The organism is Stenotrophomonas sp. 220_Sma, assembly GCF_056487375.1.
In genome coordinates this window covers 1,127,491-1,143,621 of sequence record NZ_CM151348.1, presented here as the reverse complement: position 1 = coordinate 1,143,621, position 16,131 = coordinate 1,127,491, and the positions used below count along the sequence as shown (strand labels likewise).

The window sequence follows — 16,131 nt, the reverse complement described above, 5'->3', positions numbered from 1 at the left end:
TGTCGTACCGGGCAATCGTTACGTCCTTGTCGGCCTGCTGCCGCCCCCTCGCATCCTGCGCTGTGGGGGTAGCGTTGCATCCTGCACGCGGCCGCGTCTGTCCTGTTTGTATCTCAGCCCCTTCCACAGGTCTGTGATGCCACCATCCTGGTGATTGGTGCCGCGTCCTGCGGCGGTCGGTGGTCACGGCCTTCCTGTCCGTGTCCGGTGAACCAGCCTCCTGCCGGTTCCGACGATTCCTGCTGTCAGCGCCTGGGTACGGTTCGCACCGGTACCGATCCGGGTACCGGATCCGCCGGCAACAACCTGTTGCCTACGGTGATCCGCTGTCGATTCCGTTCGACGATTGCTTTCCCTATCCCCTTCACCTGCGTCAGGTCCTCGACGCGATGAAACGGGCCGTGTCTGCGCCGGTGCTCGACGATCGCCTCGGCCTTGGCGGCTCCGACCATCGTCAATCCCTGCTGCAGCGCCTGGGCATCGGCGCGGTTGATGTCGATCGGTTCGGCGGCATGCGCCCCAGCGATCCACACGACCAGCACCAGTGCCCTCAACACGACACTCCAAGGCACGACGTGTATCTCCTTGTGATTCTGGCCGTCCCGACCGGCAATCCCGTCGGTAGGAACAGTGTCCGTCACCACATGCACACAGCCTATCGGTTTCCTGGATTTCTAAAAGCCAGCCAAATACCCGACGTGATGTAGGAAAAACCCTACCCGCGGCACAGGCGTAGAATGGCCGGATCAGCCCATGCAACCGGAGTTTCAGATGGACAGCGCCAAGCTCGGCCAATTCGTCAATGACAAGTGGGACAGCGAGATCGTCCCGCAGTTGGTCGACTACATCCGCATTCCCAACAAGTCGCCGATGTTCGACGCCAATTGGGTGCAGAACGGCTACATGGAACAGGCGGTCACCCTGATGGAGAACTGGGCCAAGGCCCAGCAGCTGCCCGGCCTGAAGGTTGAAGTGGTGCGCCTGGAAGGCCGTACCCCGCTGATCTTCCTGGAAATTCCGGCTACCGGCGCCGAAACCGGCGACGACACCATCCTGCTCTACGGCCACCTCGACAAGCAGCCGGAAATGACCGGCTGGGACGACGACCTCGGCCCGTGGACCCCGGTCCTTCGCGGCGACAAGCTGTATGGCCGCGGCGGTGCGGACGACGGCTACGCCATCTTCGGCTCGCTGGCCGCCGTGCTGGCGCTGCAGGCCCAGGGCCTGCCGCACGCCCGCTGCGTGGTGCTGATCGAAGCCTGTGAAGAGTCGGGCAGCTATGACCTGCCGGCCTACGTCGACCACCTCGCCGACCGCATCGGCAAGCCGTCGCTGGTGGTCTGCCTGGATTCGGGCTGCGCCAACTACGACCAGCTGTGGTGCACCACCTCGCTGCGCGGCCTGACCGGCGGCAACTTCACCGTGAAGGTGCTCAACGAAGGCGTGCACTCCGGCGATGCCTCCGGCGTGGTGCCGTCCAGCTTCCGCCTGCTGCGCCAGCTGCTGTCGCGCATCGAGGACCAGGACACCGGCCGCATCCTGATCGACGGCATGAACGTTGAGATCCCGGCCGAGCGCCAGGAACAGGCCAAGCGCGCCGCCGAAGTGGTCGATACCGAGATCTTCGAGAAGTTCCCGATGGTCGACGGTCTGCGTCCGATGAACGAGGACCTGACCGAGCTGGTGCTCAACCGCACCTGGCGCCCGGCACTGTCGGTCACCGGCGTCGGTGGCATGCCGGCGCTGGAATCGGCCGGCAACGTGCTGCGCCCGCAGACCTCGGTGAAGCTGTCGCTGCGCCTGCCGCCGACCGCCGATGGCAAGACCTGTGGCGAGCTGCTGAAGGAAGCGCTGCTGCGCGATCCGCCGAACGGCGCGCAGGTCACTCTGGATCTGGAAAAGGCCTCCACCGGCTGGAACGCCCCGGCCATGGCGCCGTGGCTGACCCAGGCCATCGACGACGCCAGCCAGGCCTTCTTCGGCAAGCCGGCGATGTACATGGGCGAAGGTGGCTCGATCCCGTTCATGGGCATGCTGGGTGAGAAGTTCCCGGGCGCCCAGTTCATGATCACCGGCGTGCTCGGTCCGCACTCCAATGCACACGGCCCGAACGAGTTCCTGCACATTCCGATGGGCAAGAAGGTCACCGCCTGCGTGTCCAAGGTGATCAGCGAGCACTACGCCGCCAGCCTGCGCGGCGAGACCAGCGGTTCGCCGGTGGCTGCCGACAGTGGCACCCGCCACGGCGACCACGGCTGCTGCTGAATCCGGCACACCGTGACGGACGCAGCCTGGCCTTGCTAGGCTGCGTCCACCCTTGGTGGAAATCGCGCGCATGAATGGTCTGTTCGGCAGCAGCAGCTGGCTCTACATCATCCTGGTCGGCTTCTTCGTCGGCCTGCTCGGGCGATTCTTCATGCCCGGCAACAACCGCATGGGCTGCCTGCTGACCATCGTGCTGGGCATCATCGGCGCGCTGCTGGCCGGGTGGTTCGGCCAGTACATGGGCTGGTACGCCCCCGGTGAGCCGGCCGGCTTCCTCGGTGCGGTGCTGGGCGCGGTGGCCGTGCTGGCCGTCCTGCGTCTGTTCAGCGGTCGCCGCTGATCCCGCACCCTCTTCCCTTCCTGTTCCCGACGTAGGCGCGCCCGGCGCGCCCGGATATGCCTGCATGACCGAACCCGCCTCCGATCCCCAGCGCAGCGCGCAGCGCCTGCAGTGGGCCCGTACCCAGCTCGATGATTCCAGTGCGGTGGTCGAACGCGCCTCGGTCGATGCCGGCATGCGCAGCTACTGGCGCACCACCAGCACGCGCGGCAGCCACATCGTGATGGATGCCCCGCCGGGGCTGGAAGATCCGCGCCCGTGGCTGCGCATGCGCGGCCTGCTGGATGACAACGGCCTGCGTGTGCCCGCGCTGCTGGCACAGGATCTGGATGCCGGCTTCCTGCTGCTGGAAGATCTCGGCGGCCCGACCCTGGCGAAGATCCTCGACCAGCGCAACGCCGATGAATGGTTCGGCCGTTCGATCGAACAGCTGCTGCGCCTGCAGGCGATCCCGGTGCCGGCCGACTTCGGCCAGTTCGGCGAAGCACTGCTGCAGCGCGATGCCGGCCTGTTCGACGAATGGTTCCTGCAGCGCCACCTGAACCTGGAACTGGACTGCGGCGAGATTGAAGGGCTGCAGCTGGTGCACCGCCGCTTGATGGACAACGCGCTGGGCCAGGCCCAGCTGATGACCCATCGCGACTACATGCCGCGCAACCTGATGCCGGTCGACGACGGCCCCGCGGTGCTGGATTTCCAGGACCTGGTGCGCGGCCCGATCGCCTACGATGCGATGAGCTTGTTCAAGGACGCGTTCCTGAGCTGGCCGCTGCAGCGTGTGGACGAGTGGCTGGCGCAGTATCACGAGCGCGCCCGCAACGCCGGCCTGCCGGTGCCCGACCGTGCCACCTTCCTGCGCGATGCCGACTGGATGGGCATCCAGCGCCACGTGAAGATCCTCGGCCTGTTCTGCCGCCTGCGCTATCGCGACAACAAGGGCCATTACCTCGACGACGCGCCGCGCTTCATCAACTATCTGGACGAAGTGCTGCCGCGCTACCGCGAGCTGGCACCGCTGCAGCAGCTGCTGGAACACCGCATCAAGCCGGCGCTGACCGACCTGGCCGCACCGATGCGCGTGGCCCGATGAAGGCGCTGGTCTTTGCTGCCGGCCTCGGCGAACGCATGCGCCCGCTGACCCTGCACACGCCCAAGCCGCTGCTGGACGTGGCCGGCAAACCGCTGATCGTCTGGCACCTGGAACGCCTGGCCGCACTCGGCGTGCGCGAGGTAGTGGTCAACACCGCATGGCTGGCCGAACAGTTTCCAGCGACGCTGGGCGATGGCAGCCAATGGGGCTTGCAACTGCATTTCCTGTACGAAGGGCCGACCCCGCTGGAAACCGGCGGCGGCATCCTCAACGCGTTGCCGGTGCTGGGCGACGCCCCGTTTCTGGTCGTGAACGGCGACATCTGGACCGATTTCGATTTCGCCACGCTGCCGCGCGAGCCGCAGGGCCAGGCGCATCTGGTGCTGGTCGACAATCCGGTTCAGCACCCGAACGGTGACTACCGCCTCGATGCGCAGGGGTTGCTGCACCACGACCGCGAAGGACCGTGCCTGACCTATGCCGGCATCGGCGTGTATCGCCCTTCCATCGTGGCCGACTGGCACACGGTGATCGGTGATGCACCGGGCAGCGAGCGGCTCCCACCGAAGTTCTCGGTGGTGCCGCTGCAGAAGCACTTCATGGCGCAGGGATTGATGACGGGGCAGCACCATCGCGGGCGCTGGACCGATGTCGGGACGGTAGATCGCCTGCGCGCGCTGGATGCTGAGTTGGCCGCGAACGGCTGAGCCCCTCGTGGTTGGTCGCGCAAATCAAAAGCCCTGCTTGGCCGGGCGGGGTGGGTTCGCGGGGGACGCCGTGAACCCGTCCCTGAAGTGACCCCCGGGAGTTGGACACCAGATCCAACCCCGAGGGATACATGAACAAATACGACGCGCGTTTCAAACTGCAGGTCGCCAAAGAGGCCTGCAAGACCTCCACATCGGTCAAAGCCATTGCCCGTCGCCACGGCCTGGAGTTCTCCACGGTCAGGCGCTGGGTGGCGACCTATCGGCTGCATGGTAGGCGGGGATTTCATCGCCAGGCCCGGTCCTATGACCTCCCGTTCAAACTGGCTGTCCTGGAGAAGATGAGCCAGGACGGCTTGTCCGGGCGGGAGGCCACCACCTACTTTCAAATTGGCGATGCCGGCGCGGTGGGACGATGGCGGCGCCTGTATGCTCAAGGTGGTGCCCAAGCGTTGGCACCCCCTCCGCCGCCGCCCCGAAAGCCGATGAAAAAGACCCGTTCGTCCAAGCCGCCTGAAGATATGAGCCGCGATGAGCTGCTCAAGGAAGTCGCCTATCTGCGTGCGGAGACCGACTACCTAAAAAAACTCGATGCCTTGATCCGGGAAGAGCAGGCGGCGCAGGACGCAAAGCGCAAGCCGTCCAAGGATTGAGGCAGGTTCATACGCTGTCGCTTCTGCTTGAAGCAGCTGAGCTGTCACGCAGTACGTTCTATTACCAGAACCATGTCCTGGCCCATCCGGATCAGGATGAGGCAGCCCTGTGCGAGCGCATCCGTGCAATCTACGATCAAAGCCAAGGGCGCTATGGCTATCGCACGGTGACGCTGGAATTAGCCAATCAGGGTCATCGGACCAATCACAAGCGGGTTCAGCGCCTGATGGGGGAGATGGGACTGAAATCGCGGGTGCGTGTGAAGCGCTACCAGGCCTTCAAGGGGGCGGCCAATGTTGTGGTTGGCAATGACCTCAATCGCCAGTTCCATGCCGAGCGGCCCAACCAGAAGTGGGTGACTGACGTGACCGAGTTCAAGGTGCAGGGTATGAAGCTGTACCTGTCGCCGATCATGGACCTCTACAACGGCGAAATCGTGGCTTATCAGATCAAGCGTCGGCCCGTATTTGATCTGGTGGGTCAAATGCTGGAGGAGGCCATCAAGAAGCTTTCCCCGGATGAGCGCCCCATGATCCACTCCGACCAGGGCTGGCAGTACCAGCATGAAAACTACCGGCACATGCTGGAAAAGCACTCGTTGAAGCAAAGCATGTCCCGGCGCGGCAACTGCCTGGACAATGCGGCGATGGAGAGCTTCTTTGGAACGCTGAAGTCGGAGTTCTTCTACCTGAACAGCTTTGACAGCCTCGAGAGTCTGGAGGCTGGGCTGGTGGAATACATCCAGTACTACAACGAAGAACGCATCAAACTGAAACTGAAAGGTCTGAGCCCGATAAAGTACCGGGAGCAGGCCCAATCGGCCGCCTGACCCCGTCCAAGTCTCGGGGGTCACCTCACCCGGGGGCTTGGCCGCGGCATCCATGCCGCGGACACCCCCGCGAACCCACCCCGCCCGGCCTATGACAGTTTCCGTGGGCGTCCAGCCACGGAAAAGAAAAAGAAAAGCAAAAGCGGGTCGCTTCGCTGCGCTTGCTCTGATGACGACCAACGGTCGTCACCCACCACAAGCAAGAGTCACCTACCACAAGCAAGACACGTGTCGACCAAGGTCGACACCCACCAACAGCAGTGCAGTACGCAATCCCGGCAGATCGCGGGAACCTGTCGAAGGCGGGGTGGCTCAGGTTGCGGGGGCGTGAGCGCCATGGATGGCGCGACCGAGGCTACATGGACGTACTTGCGCCGTCCCCCGCAACCTGAGCCACCCCGCCTCCCCTCAGGAAGCCAGCTTCTGACGTTGACGTTGCTTCTGCGGGTGCAGGGCGCAGCCCTGCAAAGCAAACCCCACCCTCAGTAACGCGGCCGGCCTTCTTCCAGCACCTGGCGCAGGAACGGCACGGTGATCCGCCGCTTCGCCGCCAGCGACTCGCGGTCCAGCCAGTCCAACAGCGTGATCAAGCCACCCAGCTCGCGCCCGGTATGCGACAGCAGCCACTCGATGGAGGCCTCGTCGATCGCCAGCCCACGCCGCAGCGCGCGCTCACGCAGCACCGCTGCCCGTCCTTCCTCATCCAGCGGCTGCAGCAGCACACGCACGCACTGGCCCAGCCGCGAACGCAGATCGGGCAGTACCAGGCCCAGTTCTTCGGGCGCCTTCTGCGCCGTGTACAGCACGGTCACGCCCGCAGCGCGCGCGCGGTTGTGGAAATCGAACAGCGCGATCTCGTCCTCGCGGTTGCCGGCCACCTCGTCCAGGCCGTCCAGCGCCACCAGCTCGCGCGCCTCCAGCCCATCCAACGCCGCGCGTACGCGGCCGGCGGCGCTGGCCAGCGGTACGTAGGTCGGCAGTCGCCCGGCCTGCTCGGCGCTGGAGCACATCGCCAGTGCCTGGTGGGTCTTGCCCGTGCCCGCCGCACCTTCCAGATAGACCCAATCGTGGCTGGCACCCACCGCGATCGCGCGCAGCTGCGCCAGCGCGCCGTCCGGCGCGCCGATGAAGGTCTCCAGGCGCTGGTCCCGCGGGTAATGCAGGGCCAGCGGCAGTTGCGGCACACCCATCACTTCAGGTCGGGGCCCTTGTCGTTCGGAATGATGATATGGGGGGCATCGACCACGCCATCAAGCACGATCGCCGGCTTCTCACCCACGTACAGCTCGCTCTGGCGATAACGCTGGTGCGCGTAGCGCAGCAGCACGTTGGTCACCGCTGCCACCGGCAGCGCCAGCAGCATGCCGAGGAAGCCGAACAGCTGGCCGCCGGCCATCACCGCGAAGATCACTGCCACCGGGTGCAGGCCGATCTTGTCGCCGACGATGCGCGGGGTCAGTACGTAGCTTTCCAGCAGCTGGCCCACGGTGAACACCACGCCGACCAGGATCAGCAGCTTCAGGTCGAAGCCCTGTGCCTGCACCAGTGCGGCGACCACCGCCATCAGGATGCCGGTGGTCGCGCCCAGGTAGGGAATGAAGCTGATCAGGCCGGCAATCAGGCCGATCAGCAGACCCAGCTTGAGGCCGACCAGCGACAGGCCGCCGGCATAGATCACACCCAGCGCCAGCATCACCAGGAACTGACCGCGGATGAAGGCGCCCAGCACCTCGTTGGACTCACGCGCCAATGCGCTGATGGTGCCGATCTGGTTGCGCGGAATCACCGACGCCACGCGCTCGACCAGCTTGTCCCAGTCACGCAGGAAGTAGAACGCCAGGATCGGCAGCAGCAGGATGTTGACCACCCAGGTCACCATCGCAAAGCCCGAACGCGAGACGTAGCCCATGAACGTGGTGGCAAAGCCGCCGGCCTGCTGCCAGTGGCTGCGCACCCATTCGATCAGGCGGTCCGGGTCCAGCCACTGCATCACTTCCAGGCCGGTCTTCTGCTCGAACCAGGGAATGCCCTTTTCCATCAGCCACGCCTGTGCCTGCGGCGCGACCGCAATCAGGGTGGTGATCTGGCGCTCGATCATCGGCACCAGCACCAGCAGCAGCGCCACGATCACCAGCACCATCGCCGCGAACACCAGCACCACGCCGGTCATGCGCGAACGGCCGGTGGCCTCGATGCGGTCCACCAGCGGATCGCCCAGCCAGGCCAGCGCCAGCGCCAGCACGAACGGGGTCAGGATCGGCGCCAGCAACCACACCACCCAGCCGATCAGGCCGGCGAACAGGATGTACTTCAGGCGGCGCAGGAACTGCGCGATTTCCGCTTCCGGGGTCAGGTTCATCGCAGGCGGTACTCGTTGCTGACCGGCGCAGCGACCGGGGCACCGGTGGTGTCGTCGATCGGCGCCGGCAGGGCCGGCAGCGGTGCGCTCGGCACCAGCACGCCGTTGTCGCCCAGCATGCGGTTGAAGCCGGCCAGGCCGGTGGTCATCTCCAGGCTCAGCTCCAGCTGGCCGGCCGAAGCGTGCAGCGGGGTGACGTTGCGCACCACCGGCACCTCACGCAGGCCGGCAGCCAGGCGCAGGTAGTCGTCGGCACTGTTGATGCCGGTGACCACCACCCGATAGGTGCCGGCCTGGCCGACGGCCGCGCCGGCCTTGGCATAGCGCTTGACCAGCGCATCGGCGGCACCATCGGCACCGGCGGCCATCGCGCGCATGGCGTTGGCGTCCTTGCTGGTCCACTTGTTCAGCTCACGGCCGTTGTCGACGAACACCCAGTCCGCCTGCCAGCCGCCGTTGGCGCGGTACAGCTTGCCGATCAGCTGCATCGGCGGCGAGTAGCGCGAAGAGGCACGGGCCACGGCGGCACTGTCCTGGCGCCAGATGGCACCGGCCAGCGCCTGTTCGGCGGCACCACCGCTGGGCAGGCCCAGCTTGTAGCCGCGTTCAATGGCGCGGTTCAGCAACGGGCGGGCGGCGTTGGCCTGCTGCACGCTGACCAGGCGCGGACCGCTGCCGTCATCGACGGCCAGCCACAGCACCGGCTTCGGCCGCGGCTGCGGCCACAGCGGCAGGCCCAGCGCCGACACCAGCGAATCGACATCGTCCTCGCGGAAGCGGGCCACCAGCAGGGTGCGGAAGCTGGGGGCGCCACTGGCGCTCACGCTCTGGTCCTGCTTGTAGTCGTAGCTGGCCACGTAATCCTTGGCATTGCGCAGCGCCTGGGCCACGCCAGGGCGCGACATCACGCTGCGATCGCCGGACAACTTGCCCAGTACAACGCTCAAGGCGCGGGCCAGCGCACCGTTGCGGTCGGCTTCGGCCTGGCTGTTGACGGGCACTTCGGCCTCGTACGCGCCAGTGGCGGTGGCAACATCACCCTCGGTGCGCAGGCCGCTCTGGGCCATCGTGGCCACCGGCAGGCTCAGCGCAAGGAGCAGGGTCAGAATCAGGCTGCGGCGCATCAGGACATCCATTGGCTCGACGTATCCGGGGGAATTGTTGCCCGAATACGGCCTTTGCGCCAATGCGGCCTGTTAAAATCGCCCGTTCAACCCCTGCCAGCGCCGACGCCCGTGACCAACACCCCGTCTTCCGCCCCCTCCCCCCTCACCTACCGTGACGCGGGTGTCGACATCGACGCCGGCAACGAACTGGTCGAGCGGATCAAGCCCCTGGTCAAGCGCAGCTTCCGCCCGGAAGTGATGGGCGGCCTGGGCGGCTTCGGCGCCCTGTTCGACCTGTCCAACAAGTACCGCGAGCCGGTGCTGGTGTCGGGCACCGACGGCGTGGGCACCAAGCTGAAGCTGGCCCACCAGCTGAACCGCCACGATACGATCGGCATCGATCTGGTCGCCATGTGCGTGAACGACGTGCTGGTGCAGGGTGCCGAACCGCTGTTCTTCCTGGACTACTTCGCCACCGGCAAGCTGGACATCGACACCGCCGCGGCGGTCGTGGGCGGCATCGCCAACGGCTGCACCGAGGCCGGCTGCGCGCTGATCGGCGGCGAAACCGCTGAAATGCCCGACATGTATGCCCCGGGCGAGTACGACCTGGCCGGCTTCACCGTCGCCGCCGTCGAGAAGAGCGAGCTGAAGGATGGCGCCAGCGTGGCTGCCGGCGATGTGCTGATCGGCATCGCTTCGTCCGGCCCGCATTCCAACGGCTACTCGCTGGTGCGCCGCATCTACGACCGCGCCGGCCGCCCGGCCGAGCTGGAGCTGGAAGGCGGCGTGAAGCTGGTCGATGCGCTGATGGCGCCGACCCGCCTGTACGTGAAGCCGATCCTGTCGCTGCTGAAGTCGCACGGCGCGGCCATCCACGGCATGGCCCACATCACCGGTGGCGGCCTGACCGAGAACATCATCCGCGTGGTGCCCGAAGGCCTCGGCCTGGACATCCAGGCCTCGTCCTGGACCCTGCCGCCGGTGTTCCAGTGGCTGCAGAAGGAAGGCGCGGTCGCCGACAGCGAAATGTGGCGTACCTTCAACTGCGGTATCGGCTTCGTGCTGATCGTGGCGCCGGACCAGGTGGCCGCGGTATCCGATGCGGTCAAGGCGCAGGGCCTGGAGCACTGGACCATCGGCCAGGTGGTCACCGCCGAAGGCGCCGAGCGCGTCCACATCGCCTGATCCCGACAACCCAGGAGCCCGCATGGACGCAACGCCCCCCTTGTCGCCCGCCCCCGTGCCGCCGCCGCTGGCGACGGTACCGGTGTTCAACGCGCAGGATGCCGACCACCTGCGCATGCTGGCCATCGCGCACTACGTGGTCGGCGGCCTGATCGTGCTGTTCTCGCTGATCTTCATCATCCACATCGTGCTGGGCATCACCGCGCTCACCGGCAACCTGCCGATGAATTCCGGCGGCCAGCCGTCGTCGCCGGCCGAGCAGCGCCTGTTCGGCTGGATGTTCACCCTCATCGGTTGCATCGCCGTATTCGGTGGCGTCAGCCTGGGCGCGTTCGTTGCCTATGCCGGCCGCTGCCTGGCCCAGAGACGCCGCTACCTGCTGTGCCTGATCGCGGCCGGCTTGGCCTGCCTGTTCACCCCCATCGGCACGGTGCTGGGGGTGTTCAGCCTGATCACCCTGCTGCGCCCGCAGGTGAAGGCCGCCTTCGACCTTCCCGCCACGCCCGCATGACCGCCTCCGGCAATCCGCCGCCGCTGCCGCATCAGACCCTGGCGCAGCTGCAGCTGACCAGCCATCTGCAGACGCTGAAAGTGCTGTTCTACGCGTTGGCCGGCTTCCATTGGTTCGCCACAGTGGCGTTCCTTGGCCTCAGCGGATGGGTGGCCCACTCGCGCGGGCTGGACGATGCCTGGATGCTGACCACGGTCTATGCGTCCATCGCCGTGCTGGCGGCCGTGCTGGGGTTCGTGCAGTTGTATACCGCGCGCCAGCTGTCACATCGCACCGGGCTGGCCTGGTGCCGGCGCGCGGCGTGGCTGGGCGTACTGGCCGGCCCGCTGGGCATGGCCTTGGCCGCCTATGCCTGGGTGTTCCTGTCCAAACCTGACATGGCCGCGCTGTTCGACCGCGGCGACCACCTCAGTGTCTGAACCTGCCGGCAGACGCCCCGTCCTTTCCTGATCGATTTCCCATGTCCGCGCCTGCCCTCCCCACGTCCGCTTCGCCCACCACCCACCGTTTCTCGGGCCCCAAGAAGCTGGCCTTTGCCGCCGTGCTGGCGGTGTTCGCAATCAGCTGGGTCCACCCGCTGTGGCCTACCGAACAGGCCCTGCACAGCACCCTGACCGTGATCGGGCTGGCCGCGCTGCTGTGGGTCGACCGTCGCGGCGGCTGGCTGGGCAACGGTGCCTTCATCGCGATCTGCGGCTTCATCGCCCTGCACTGCGTGGCCGCGCGCTGGCTGTATTCCAACGTGCCCTACGACGCCTGGGCGCAGACGCTGAGCGGCTGGTCGCCGAATGCGGCCTTCGGCTGGCAGCGCAACCATTTCGATCGCCTCATCCACTTCCTGTTCGGCGTCTGCTTCACTCCTGCGCTGCTGCAGCTTGCCCGTCATGCGTGGCCGGCGCTGCGCCTGGGCCAGGCCTTCACCCTGGCGGTGATGACGGTGATGTGTGCCAGCCTGGTCTACGAATGGTTCGAGTGGGCCATCGCGCTGGCGCTGTCGCCGGATGCTGCCGAGGCCTACAACGGGCAGCAGGGCGACATGTGGGACGCACACGCCGACATGCTGATGGCCACCCTCGGCAGCCTGCTGATCTGGCCGCTGATCCGCCGGAGCGCCCAGCAGTGACCGCGACCACCCGCATTGCCGTGCTCGCCTCCGGCCGCGGCAGCAACCTGCAGGCCATCCTCGATGCCATTGCCGACGGCCGACTGCCCGCCGAGGTGGTCGGCGTGTTTTCCGACCGCCCCGCCGCAGAGGCCCTGCAGCGCGTCGCACCGAACCTGCGCTGGGCGCATGCACCGAAGTCCTTCAGCGACCGCGCCAGCTACGAGCAGGCGCTCGGCGATGCGCTGGCCGCAGTACAACCGGACTGGATCGTCTGCGCCGGCTACATGCGCATCCTCGGCGCGGCCTTCGTACAGCGCTTCAATGGCCGGCTGGTCAACATCCATCCATCGCTGCTGCCGCTGCACAAGGGCCTGGACACCCACGCACGGGCGCTGCAGGCGGGCGACGCCGAGCACGGTGCCAGCGTGCATCTGGTCGTGCCCGAGCTGGATGCGGGCGCCGTGCTGGCGCAGGTGCGGGTGCCGGTGCTGCCCGGCGATGACGCCGACAGCCTGGCCGCGCGCGTGCTGGCGGTGGAGCATCCGCTGCTGATCGCCACCCTGCAGCTGTTGTGCGCCGGCCGCCTGGCTGAACGGGAGGGCCAGCCGCAACTGGACGGTCACCCCCTGTTTAGCCCGTTGGCCCTAGATTCCGCCGGGAACCTGAACCGGTAGTCCCCATGCACACGCCCCGCTGACTGCGGGGCTGGCATCCTGCCCCCTCCTGCGGTCCCTGTCCTCCATGAAGACCACGACCCTGCTGTCCACTCCATTGCTGTTGTCGCTTGCCGTGTTCCCCGGCGTGGGCTGGGGCCAGGCACAGGCGCCCGCCCCCCCGCCGGCACCGGTGCCCGCAGCGCAGCCGCCAGCCGATGCGCCGGCCGTACCGATGCCACCGGCACTGGCCTGGGAGCCACCGCCGCTGCAACCGTTCAGCGCCACCTACCAGGCCTTCTACAAGGGCAAGGAAGCGGGCGATGCCAGCATGCAGGTCACCCACACCGGCGGCAGCCAGTGGCGGGTGGACATGCAGGTGGTCGGCCGCCGCGGCTTTGCCAGCGTGCTGGGCCTGAACATCGAACAGAGCACAGTGTTCGAGGAGCGCAGCGGCGTGTATGCGCCGCTCAGCCAGAGCACGGTGCGCAAGGGCCTGTTCCTGGGCAAGAAGGCGGTCGGCACCTACAACTGGCAGGCCGGCACCGCGCAATGGACCGGTGACGTCAAGAAGGAACGCGCGCAGCCGATCCCGCTGCAGGCAGGCGACCAGAGCGCGCTGCTGATCAACCTGGCGATCATGCGCGATGCGCGTCCAGGCGCCTCCATGCATTACCGCTACGTGGACATGGGCAAGGTCCGCGAACACGACTACCAGGCCGCGCCGCAGACCGAGAACGTCGAGGTCGGCGACCTGTCCTACAACGCACTGCGGGTCTACCGGACCAACGGTGGCAGAAACGAAACCATTCTCTGGATCGCCAACGGTGTCCCCACCCCGGTGCGCATCCTGCAACGCGAAGACGGCGAAGACCGCGTCGATCTGCGCCTGATCGAATACCAAGGAGTCTGAGCATGAACACCCTGACCCGCCCCCTCACCTGGATCGCAGCCGCTGCCCTGACCGTGGCCAGCCTGCCGGCCATGGCGCTGGAACCGTTCAAGGCCGATTACCTGGCCAGCTACATGGGCATGCAGGCCAACGGCACCATGACCCTGGCCAGTGAAGGCAGCAACAAGTGGCGCTACAGCCTGCAGGTGAAGAACCAGCTGGCCGACCTCAGCCAGAGCACGGTGTTCGAGGAAGTGCGTGGCCAGCTGCGCCCGCTCAGCAGCCAGGACCGTTCGGCGCTGCTGGTGAAGAAGCGCAACGTGCAGGCCAACTACAACTGGACCAGCAACCAGGCCACCTGGACCGGTGACATCAAGCCGGATCGCGCTGGCCCGATTGCGCTGAAAGCCGGTGACATGGATGCGCTGCTGATCAACCTGGCGATCGCCCGTGACCTGGCGGCAGGCAAGCCGCTGACCTATCGCATGGTCGACGAAGGCCGCATCAAGAACATGACGTACCGTGTGATCGGCAAGGAATCGATCACCGTGGGCGGCAAGAGCTACGAGGCCACCAAGGTCTCGCGCGCCGACGGCAACAAGGAGCTGATCGCCTGGATCGTGCCGGAATTCCCGGTGCCGGCGCGCATGCTGCAGCGTGAGAGCGGCCGCGATGCGCTGGACCTGACCATCAAGGCGATGAACTGACCGGAGATCCACGTCATCCACGCATGGCGTGGATCTACTTCACGTTCCAGTAGATCCACGCCATGCGTGGATGGGTGTATCCCAAAGAAACGCCCGCTTTCGCGGGCGTTTTCTTATTTCTTCGCTTCAGCCGGTTTCTGTTCCTCGGCCGGCTTGAACTCGGTCCGGCAGTCCACGCGGATCTGCTCACCGGTGCTGCGCCAGACGAAGGTGCGGCAATGACGGTTGCCGTCCTGGCTGTCGTTCACTGCGACCGCATAGAACGACTCGATGATTTCATCACGCGAGACCGTGCCATCGCCGTTCCAGTCCATGTCCTTCTGCTCGATGCCCTGGGTGATGGCGATGTTGGCGTACCAGGCATAGCCCAGCCACGCCAGCACGATCAGCACCAGCGCCAGCAGCGCCTTGCGACGCGGGCTGAACTTGCCGCGCAGGATCATGGCACGCGCCGGATGGTGGCGCCGAGCGAAGACAGCTTCTCTTCGATGTTCTCGTAGCCACGATCAAGGTGGTAGATGCGGTCGATGGTGGTATCGCCGCTGGCCATCAGGCCGGCCAGGATCAGCGAGGCCGAGGCGCGCAGGTCGGTGGCCATCACCGGCGCGCCGCTCAGGTGTTCGTTGCCACGCACGATGGCGGTATGCCCTTCAACCTGGATATCCGCGCCCAGGCGCAGCAGTTCGTTGACGTGCATGAAACGGTTCTCGAAGATCGTTTCGTTGATCACACCCACGCCGTCGGCCACGCAGTTGAGCGCCATGAACTGCGCCTGCATGTCGGTCGGGAATGCCGGGTACGGCGCGGTGGTCAGGTTGACCGCCTTCGGCCGCTTGCCCTGCATGTCCAGGGTGATGCTGTCGTCGGTGGTCTCGATCTTCGCACCGGCTTCGACCAGCTTGGACAGCACCGCGTCCATGGTGTTCGGGCGCGCACGGTTGACCGTGACCTTGCCACCGGTCATCGCTGCGGCCACCAGGAAGGTGCCGGTCTCGATGCGGTCGGGCAGCACTTCATGGCGGCCGCCGGACAGGCGCTCGACGCCTTCGATCACCAGCCGGGCAGTGCCCAGGCCTTCGATCTTCGCGCCCAGCGCGATCAGGCAGTGCGCCAGATCGGTCACTTCCGGTTCCATCGCGCAGTTGTCGAGGATGGTGGTGCCTTCGGCCAGCACCGCGCCCATCAGCACGTTCTCGGTGCCGGTGACGCTGACCATGTCGAAGGTGAAGTGCCCCCCCTTCAGCCGCTTCGCGGTGGCCTTGATGAAGCCGTTCTCGACCACGATCTCGGCACCCAGCGCCTGCAGGCCCTTGATGTGCTGGTCGACCGGACGCGAACCGATCGCGCAGCCGCCCGGCAGCGATACTTCGGCCGCGCCGAAGCGGGCCAGCAGCGGGCCCAGCACCAGGATCGAGGCACGCATGGTCTTGACCAGCTCGTACGGTGCCACGTGCTGGTTGACCGAACGCGGGTCGACCACGATCGCACTGCCGCGCGACAGCGTGCCCTGGTCGATGGTGACCTTGGCGCCCAGCTCGCCCAGCAGCTTCACCGTGGTGACCACGTCGTGCAGGTGCGGCACGTTGGTGATCTCCACCGGCGCATCGGCCAGCAGGGTCGCGCAGAGAATGGGGAGGACGGCGTTCTTGGCGCCGGAGATGCTCACTTCACCGTGCAGCGCAGCGCCGCCGGTCACAACGATCTTGGCCATGTATTCGGGATCTT

The 16,131-nt window shown here is 66.4% G+C and carries 18 protein-coding genes; 12 read left to right on the top strand and 6 right to left on the bottom strand.

The window, feature by feature from the left end:
* Positions 1 to 245: 245 nt before the first annotated feature.
* A complete protein-coding gene (locus ACZLIB_RS05540) occupies positions 246 to 572 on the bottom strand; it encodes a ComEA family DNA-binding protein (protein WP_012510302.1) in 327 nt (108 codons plus the stop codon).
* Between the two features lie 199 nt (positions 573 to 771).
* On the opposite strand from ACZLIB_RS05540, the gene ACZLIB_RS05535 reads away from it, so the two are divergent.
* The 5 genes from ACZLIB_RS05535 (at position 772) to ACZLIB_RS05515 (ending at position 5,885) form a co-directional block, all read left to right on the top strand.
* Positions 772 to 2,265 carry a M20 family metallopeptidase gene (locus tag ACZLIB_RS05535; protein WP_010483606.1) on the top strand — a complete coding sequence of 498 codons (1,494 nt, stop codon included), beginning with the start codon at positions 772 to 774 and terminating at the stop codon, positions 2,263 to 2,265.
* A gap of 70 nt (positions 2,266 to 2,335) precedes the next feature.
* Entirely contained in the window at positions 2,336 to 2,605 is a 270-nt protein-coding gene (locus ACZLIB_RS05530) for a GlsB/YeaQ/YmgE family stress response membrane protein (RefSeq protein ID WP_049398791.1), read from the top strand.
* Positions 2,606 to 2,669: 64 nt separating this feature from the next.
* The gene (locus ACZLIB_RS05525; protein ID WP_478469307.1) at positions 2,670 to 3,695 is read left to right on the top strand and encodes an aminoglycoside phosphotransferase family protein; all 1,026 of its coding nucleotides are present in this window, start codon (positions 2,670 to 2,672) and stop codon (positions 3,693 to 3,695) included.
* A complete protein-coding gene (gene murU, locus ACZLIB_RS05520) occupies positions 3,692 to 4,402 on the top strand; it encodes an N-acetylmuramate alpha-1-phosphate uridylyltransferase MurU (protein WP_478469306.1) in 711 nt (236 codons plus the stop codon). The genes ACZLIB_RS05525 and murU overlap by 4 nt, the downstream gene beginning before the upstream one ends.
* Positions 4,403 to 4,533: 131 nt before the next feature.
* A protein-coding gene (locus ACZLIB_RS05515; protein WP_132810585.1) for an IS3-like element ISStma2 family transposase occupies positions 4,534 to 5,885 on the top strand; the annotation gives its coding sequence in 2 pieces (ribosomal slippage) (positions 4,534 to 4,981 and positions 4,981 to 5,885; 1,353 coding nt in all).
* A 482-nt stretch (positions 5,886 to 6,367) separates the two neighbouring features.
* Here the strand turns inward: ACZLIB_RS05515 and hda are convergent.
* From hda to ACZLIB_RS05500, 3 genes are read right to left on the bottom strand one after another with little or no spacing between them, the layout of a single operon-like run.
* On the bottom strand, positions 6,368 to 7,075 hold the full coding sequence (hda, locus tag ACZLIB_RS05510) for a DnaA regulatory inactivator Hda (RefSeq protein ID WP_032130359.1): 708 nt from the start codon (positions 7,073 to 7,075) through the stop codon (positions 6,368 to 6,370).
* Positions 7,075 to 8,244, bottom strand: a complete 1,170-nt coding sequence (locus ACZLIB_RS05505) for an AI-2E family transporter (protein ID WP_032130360.1) — start codon at positions 8,242 to 8,244, stop codon at positions 7,075 to 7,077. The genes hda and ACZLIB_RS05505 overlap by 1 nt, the downstream gene beginning before the upstream one ends.
* Positions 8,241 to 9,380, bottom strand: coding sequence for a DUF2066 domain-containing protein (locus ACZLIB_RS05500; protein ID WP_329891433.1), 1,140 nt, complete (start codon positions 9,378 to 9,380; stop codon positions 8,241 to 8,243). Before ACZLIB_RS05500 ends, ACZLIB_RS05505 begins: the two co-directional genes overlap by 4 nt.
* A gap of 99 nt (positions 9,381 to 9,479) precedes the next feature.
* Here ACZLIB_RS05500 and purM point away from each other — a divergent pair, with 99 nt between their 5' ends.
* From purM to ACZLIB_RS05465, 7 genes are all read left to right on the top strand, one after another.
* On the top strand, positions 9,480 to 10,538 hold the full coding sequence (purM, locus tag ACZLIB_RS05495) for a phosphoribosylformylglycinamidine cyclo-ligase (protein ID WP_100437458.1): 1,059 nt from the start codon (positions 9,480 to 9,482) through the stop codon (positions 10,536 to 10,538).
* Positions 10,539 to 10,560: 22 nt separating this feature from the next.
* On the top strand, positions 10,561 to 11,049 hold the full coding sequence (locus tag ACZLIB_RS05490; protein WP_478469304.1) for a hypothetical protein: 489 nt from the start codon (positions 10,561 to 10,563) through the stop codon (positions 11,047 to 11,049).
* Complete coding sequence (locus tag ACZLIB_RS05485) at positions 11,046 to 11,468, top strand: hypothetical protein (protein ID WP_032130364.1); 423 nt, start codon at positions 11,046 to 11,048, stop codon at positions 11,466 to 11,468. Before ACZLIB_RS05490 ends, ACZLIB_RS05485 begins: the two co-directional genes overlap by 4 nt.
* Before the next feature lie 41 nt (positions 11,469 to 11,509).
* A complete protein-coding gene (locus ACZLIB_RS05480; RefSeq protein WP_049398166.1) occupies positions 11,510 to 12,172 on the top strand; it encodes a DUF2238 domain-containing protein in 663 nt (220 codons plus the stop codon).
* The gene (purN, locus tag ACZLIB_RS05475) at positions 12,169 to 12,828 is read left to right on the top strand and encodes a phosphoribosylglycinamide formyltransferase (RefSeq protein ID WP_049398165.1); all 660 of its coding nucleotides are present in this window, start codon (positions 12,169 to 12,171) and stop codon (positions 12,826 to 12,828) included. Before ACZLIB_RS05480 ends, purN begins: the two co-directional genes overlap by 4 nt.
* A 67-nt stretch (positions 12,829 to 12,895) precedes the next feature.
* A complete protein-coding gene (locus tag ACZLIB_RS05470; protein WP_049398164.1) occupies positions 12,896 to 13,720 on the top strand; it encodes a DUF3108 domain-containing protein in 825 nt (274 codons plus the stop codon).
* A gap of 2 nt (positions 13,721 to 13,722) precedes the next feature.
* On the top strand, positions 13,723 to 14,406 hold the full coding sequence (locus ACZLIB_RS05465; protein WP_010483632.1) for a DUF3108 domain-containing protein: 684 nt from the start codon (positions 13,723 to 13,725) through the stop codon (positions 14,404 to 14,406).
* Positions 14,407 to 14,519: 113 nt separating this feature from the next.
* Here the strand turns inward: ACZLIB_RS05465 and ACZLIB_RS05460 are convergent, their stop codons facing one another.
* Together ACZLIB_RS05460 and murA are read right to left on the bottom strand one after the other, a co-directional pair.
* The gene (locus tag ACZLIB_RS05460; protein WP_032130368.1) at positions 14,520 to 14,849 is read right to left on the bottom strand and encodes a hypothetical protein; all 330 of its coding nucleotides are present in this window, start codon (positions 14,847 to 14,849) and stop codon (positions 14,520 to 14,522) included.
* Positions 14,846 to 16,117 carry a UDP-N-acetylglucosamine 1-carboxyvinyltransferase gene (murA, locus tag ACZLIB_RS05455; protein ID WP_049462885.1) on the bottom strand — a complete coding sequence of 424 codons (1,272 nt, stop codon included), beginning with the start codon at positions 16,115 to 16,117 and terminating at the stop codon, positions 14,846 to 14,848. The genes ACZLIB_RS05460 and murA overlap by 4 nt, the downstream gene beginning before the upstream one ends.
* Positions 16,118 to 16,131: the final 14 nt, after the last annotated feature.

Coding starts and splice junctions, on each gene's coding strand:
- ACZLIB_RS05535 (WP_010483606.1), top strand. CDS start 772: ATGGACAGCGCCAAGCTCGGCCAATTCGTCAATGACAAGTGGGACAGC.
- ACZLIB_RS05530 (WP_049398791.1), top strand. CDS start 2,336: ATGAATGGTCTGTTCGGCAGCAGCAGCTGGCTCTACATCATCCTGGTC.
- ACZLIB_RS05525 (WP_478469307.1), top strand. CDS start 2,670: ATGACCGAACCCGCCTCCGATCCCCAGCGCAGCGCGCAGCGCCTGCAG.
- murU (WP_478469306.1), top strand. CDS start 3,692: ATGAAGGCGCTGGTCTTTGCTGCCGGCCTCGGCGAACGCATGCGCCCG.
- hda (WP_032130359.1), bottom strand. CDS start 7,075: ATGGGTGTGCCGCAACTGCCGCTGGCCCTGCATTACCCGCGGGACCAG.
- ACZLIB_RS05505 (WP_032130360.1), bottom strand. CDS start 8,244: ATGAACCTGACCCCGGAAGCGGAAATCGCGCAGTTCCTGCGCCGCCTG.
- ACZLIB_RS05500 (WP_329891433.1), bottom strand. CDS start 9,380: ATGGATGTCCTGATGCGCCGCAGCCTGATTCTGACCCTGCTCCTTGCG.
- ACZLIB_RS05490 (WP_478469304.1), top strand. CDS start 10,561: ATGGACGCAACGCCCCCCTTGTCGCCCGCCCCCGTGCCGCCGCCGCTG.
- ACZLIB_RS05485 (WP_032130364.1), top strand. CDS start 11,046: ATGACCGCCTCCGGCAATCCGCCGCCGCTGCCGCATCAGACCCTGGCG.
- ACZLIB_RS05480 (WP_049398166.1), top strand. CDS start 11,510: ATGTCCGCGCCTGCCCTCCCCACGTCCGCTTCGCCCACCACCCACCGT.
- ACZLIB_RS05470 (WP_049398164.1), top strand. CDS start 12,896: ATGAAGACCACGACCCTGCTGTCCACTCCATTGCTGTTGTCGCTTGCC.
- ACZLIB_RS05465 (WP_010483632.1), top strand. CDS start 13,723: ATGAACACCCTGACCCGCCCCCTCACCTGGATCGCAGCCGCTGCCCTG.
- ACZLIB_RS05460 (WP_032130368.1), bottom strand. CDS start 14,849: ATGATCCTGCGCGGCAAGTTCAGCCCGCGTCGCAAGGCGCTGCTGGCG.
- murA (WP_049462885.1), bottom strand. CDS start 16,117: ATGGCCAAGATCGTTGTGACCGGCGGCGCTGCGCTGCACGGTGAAGTG.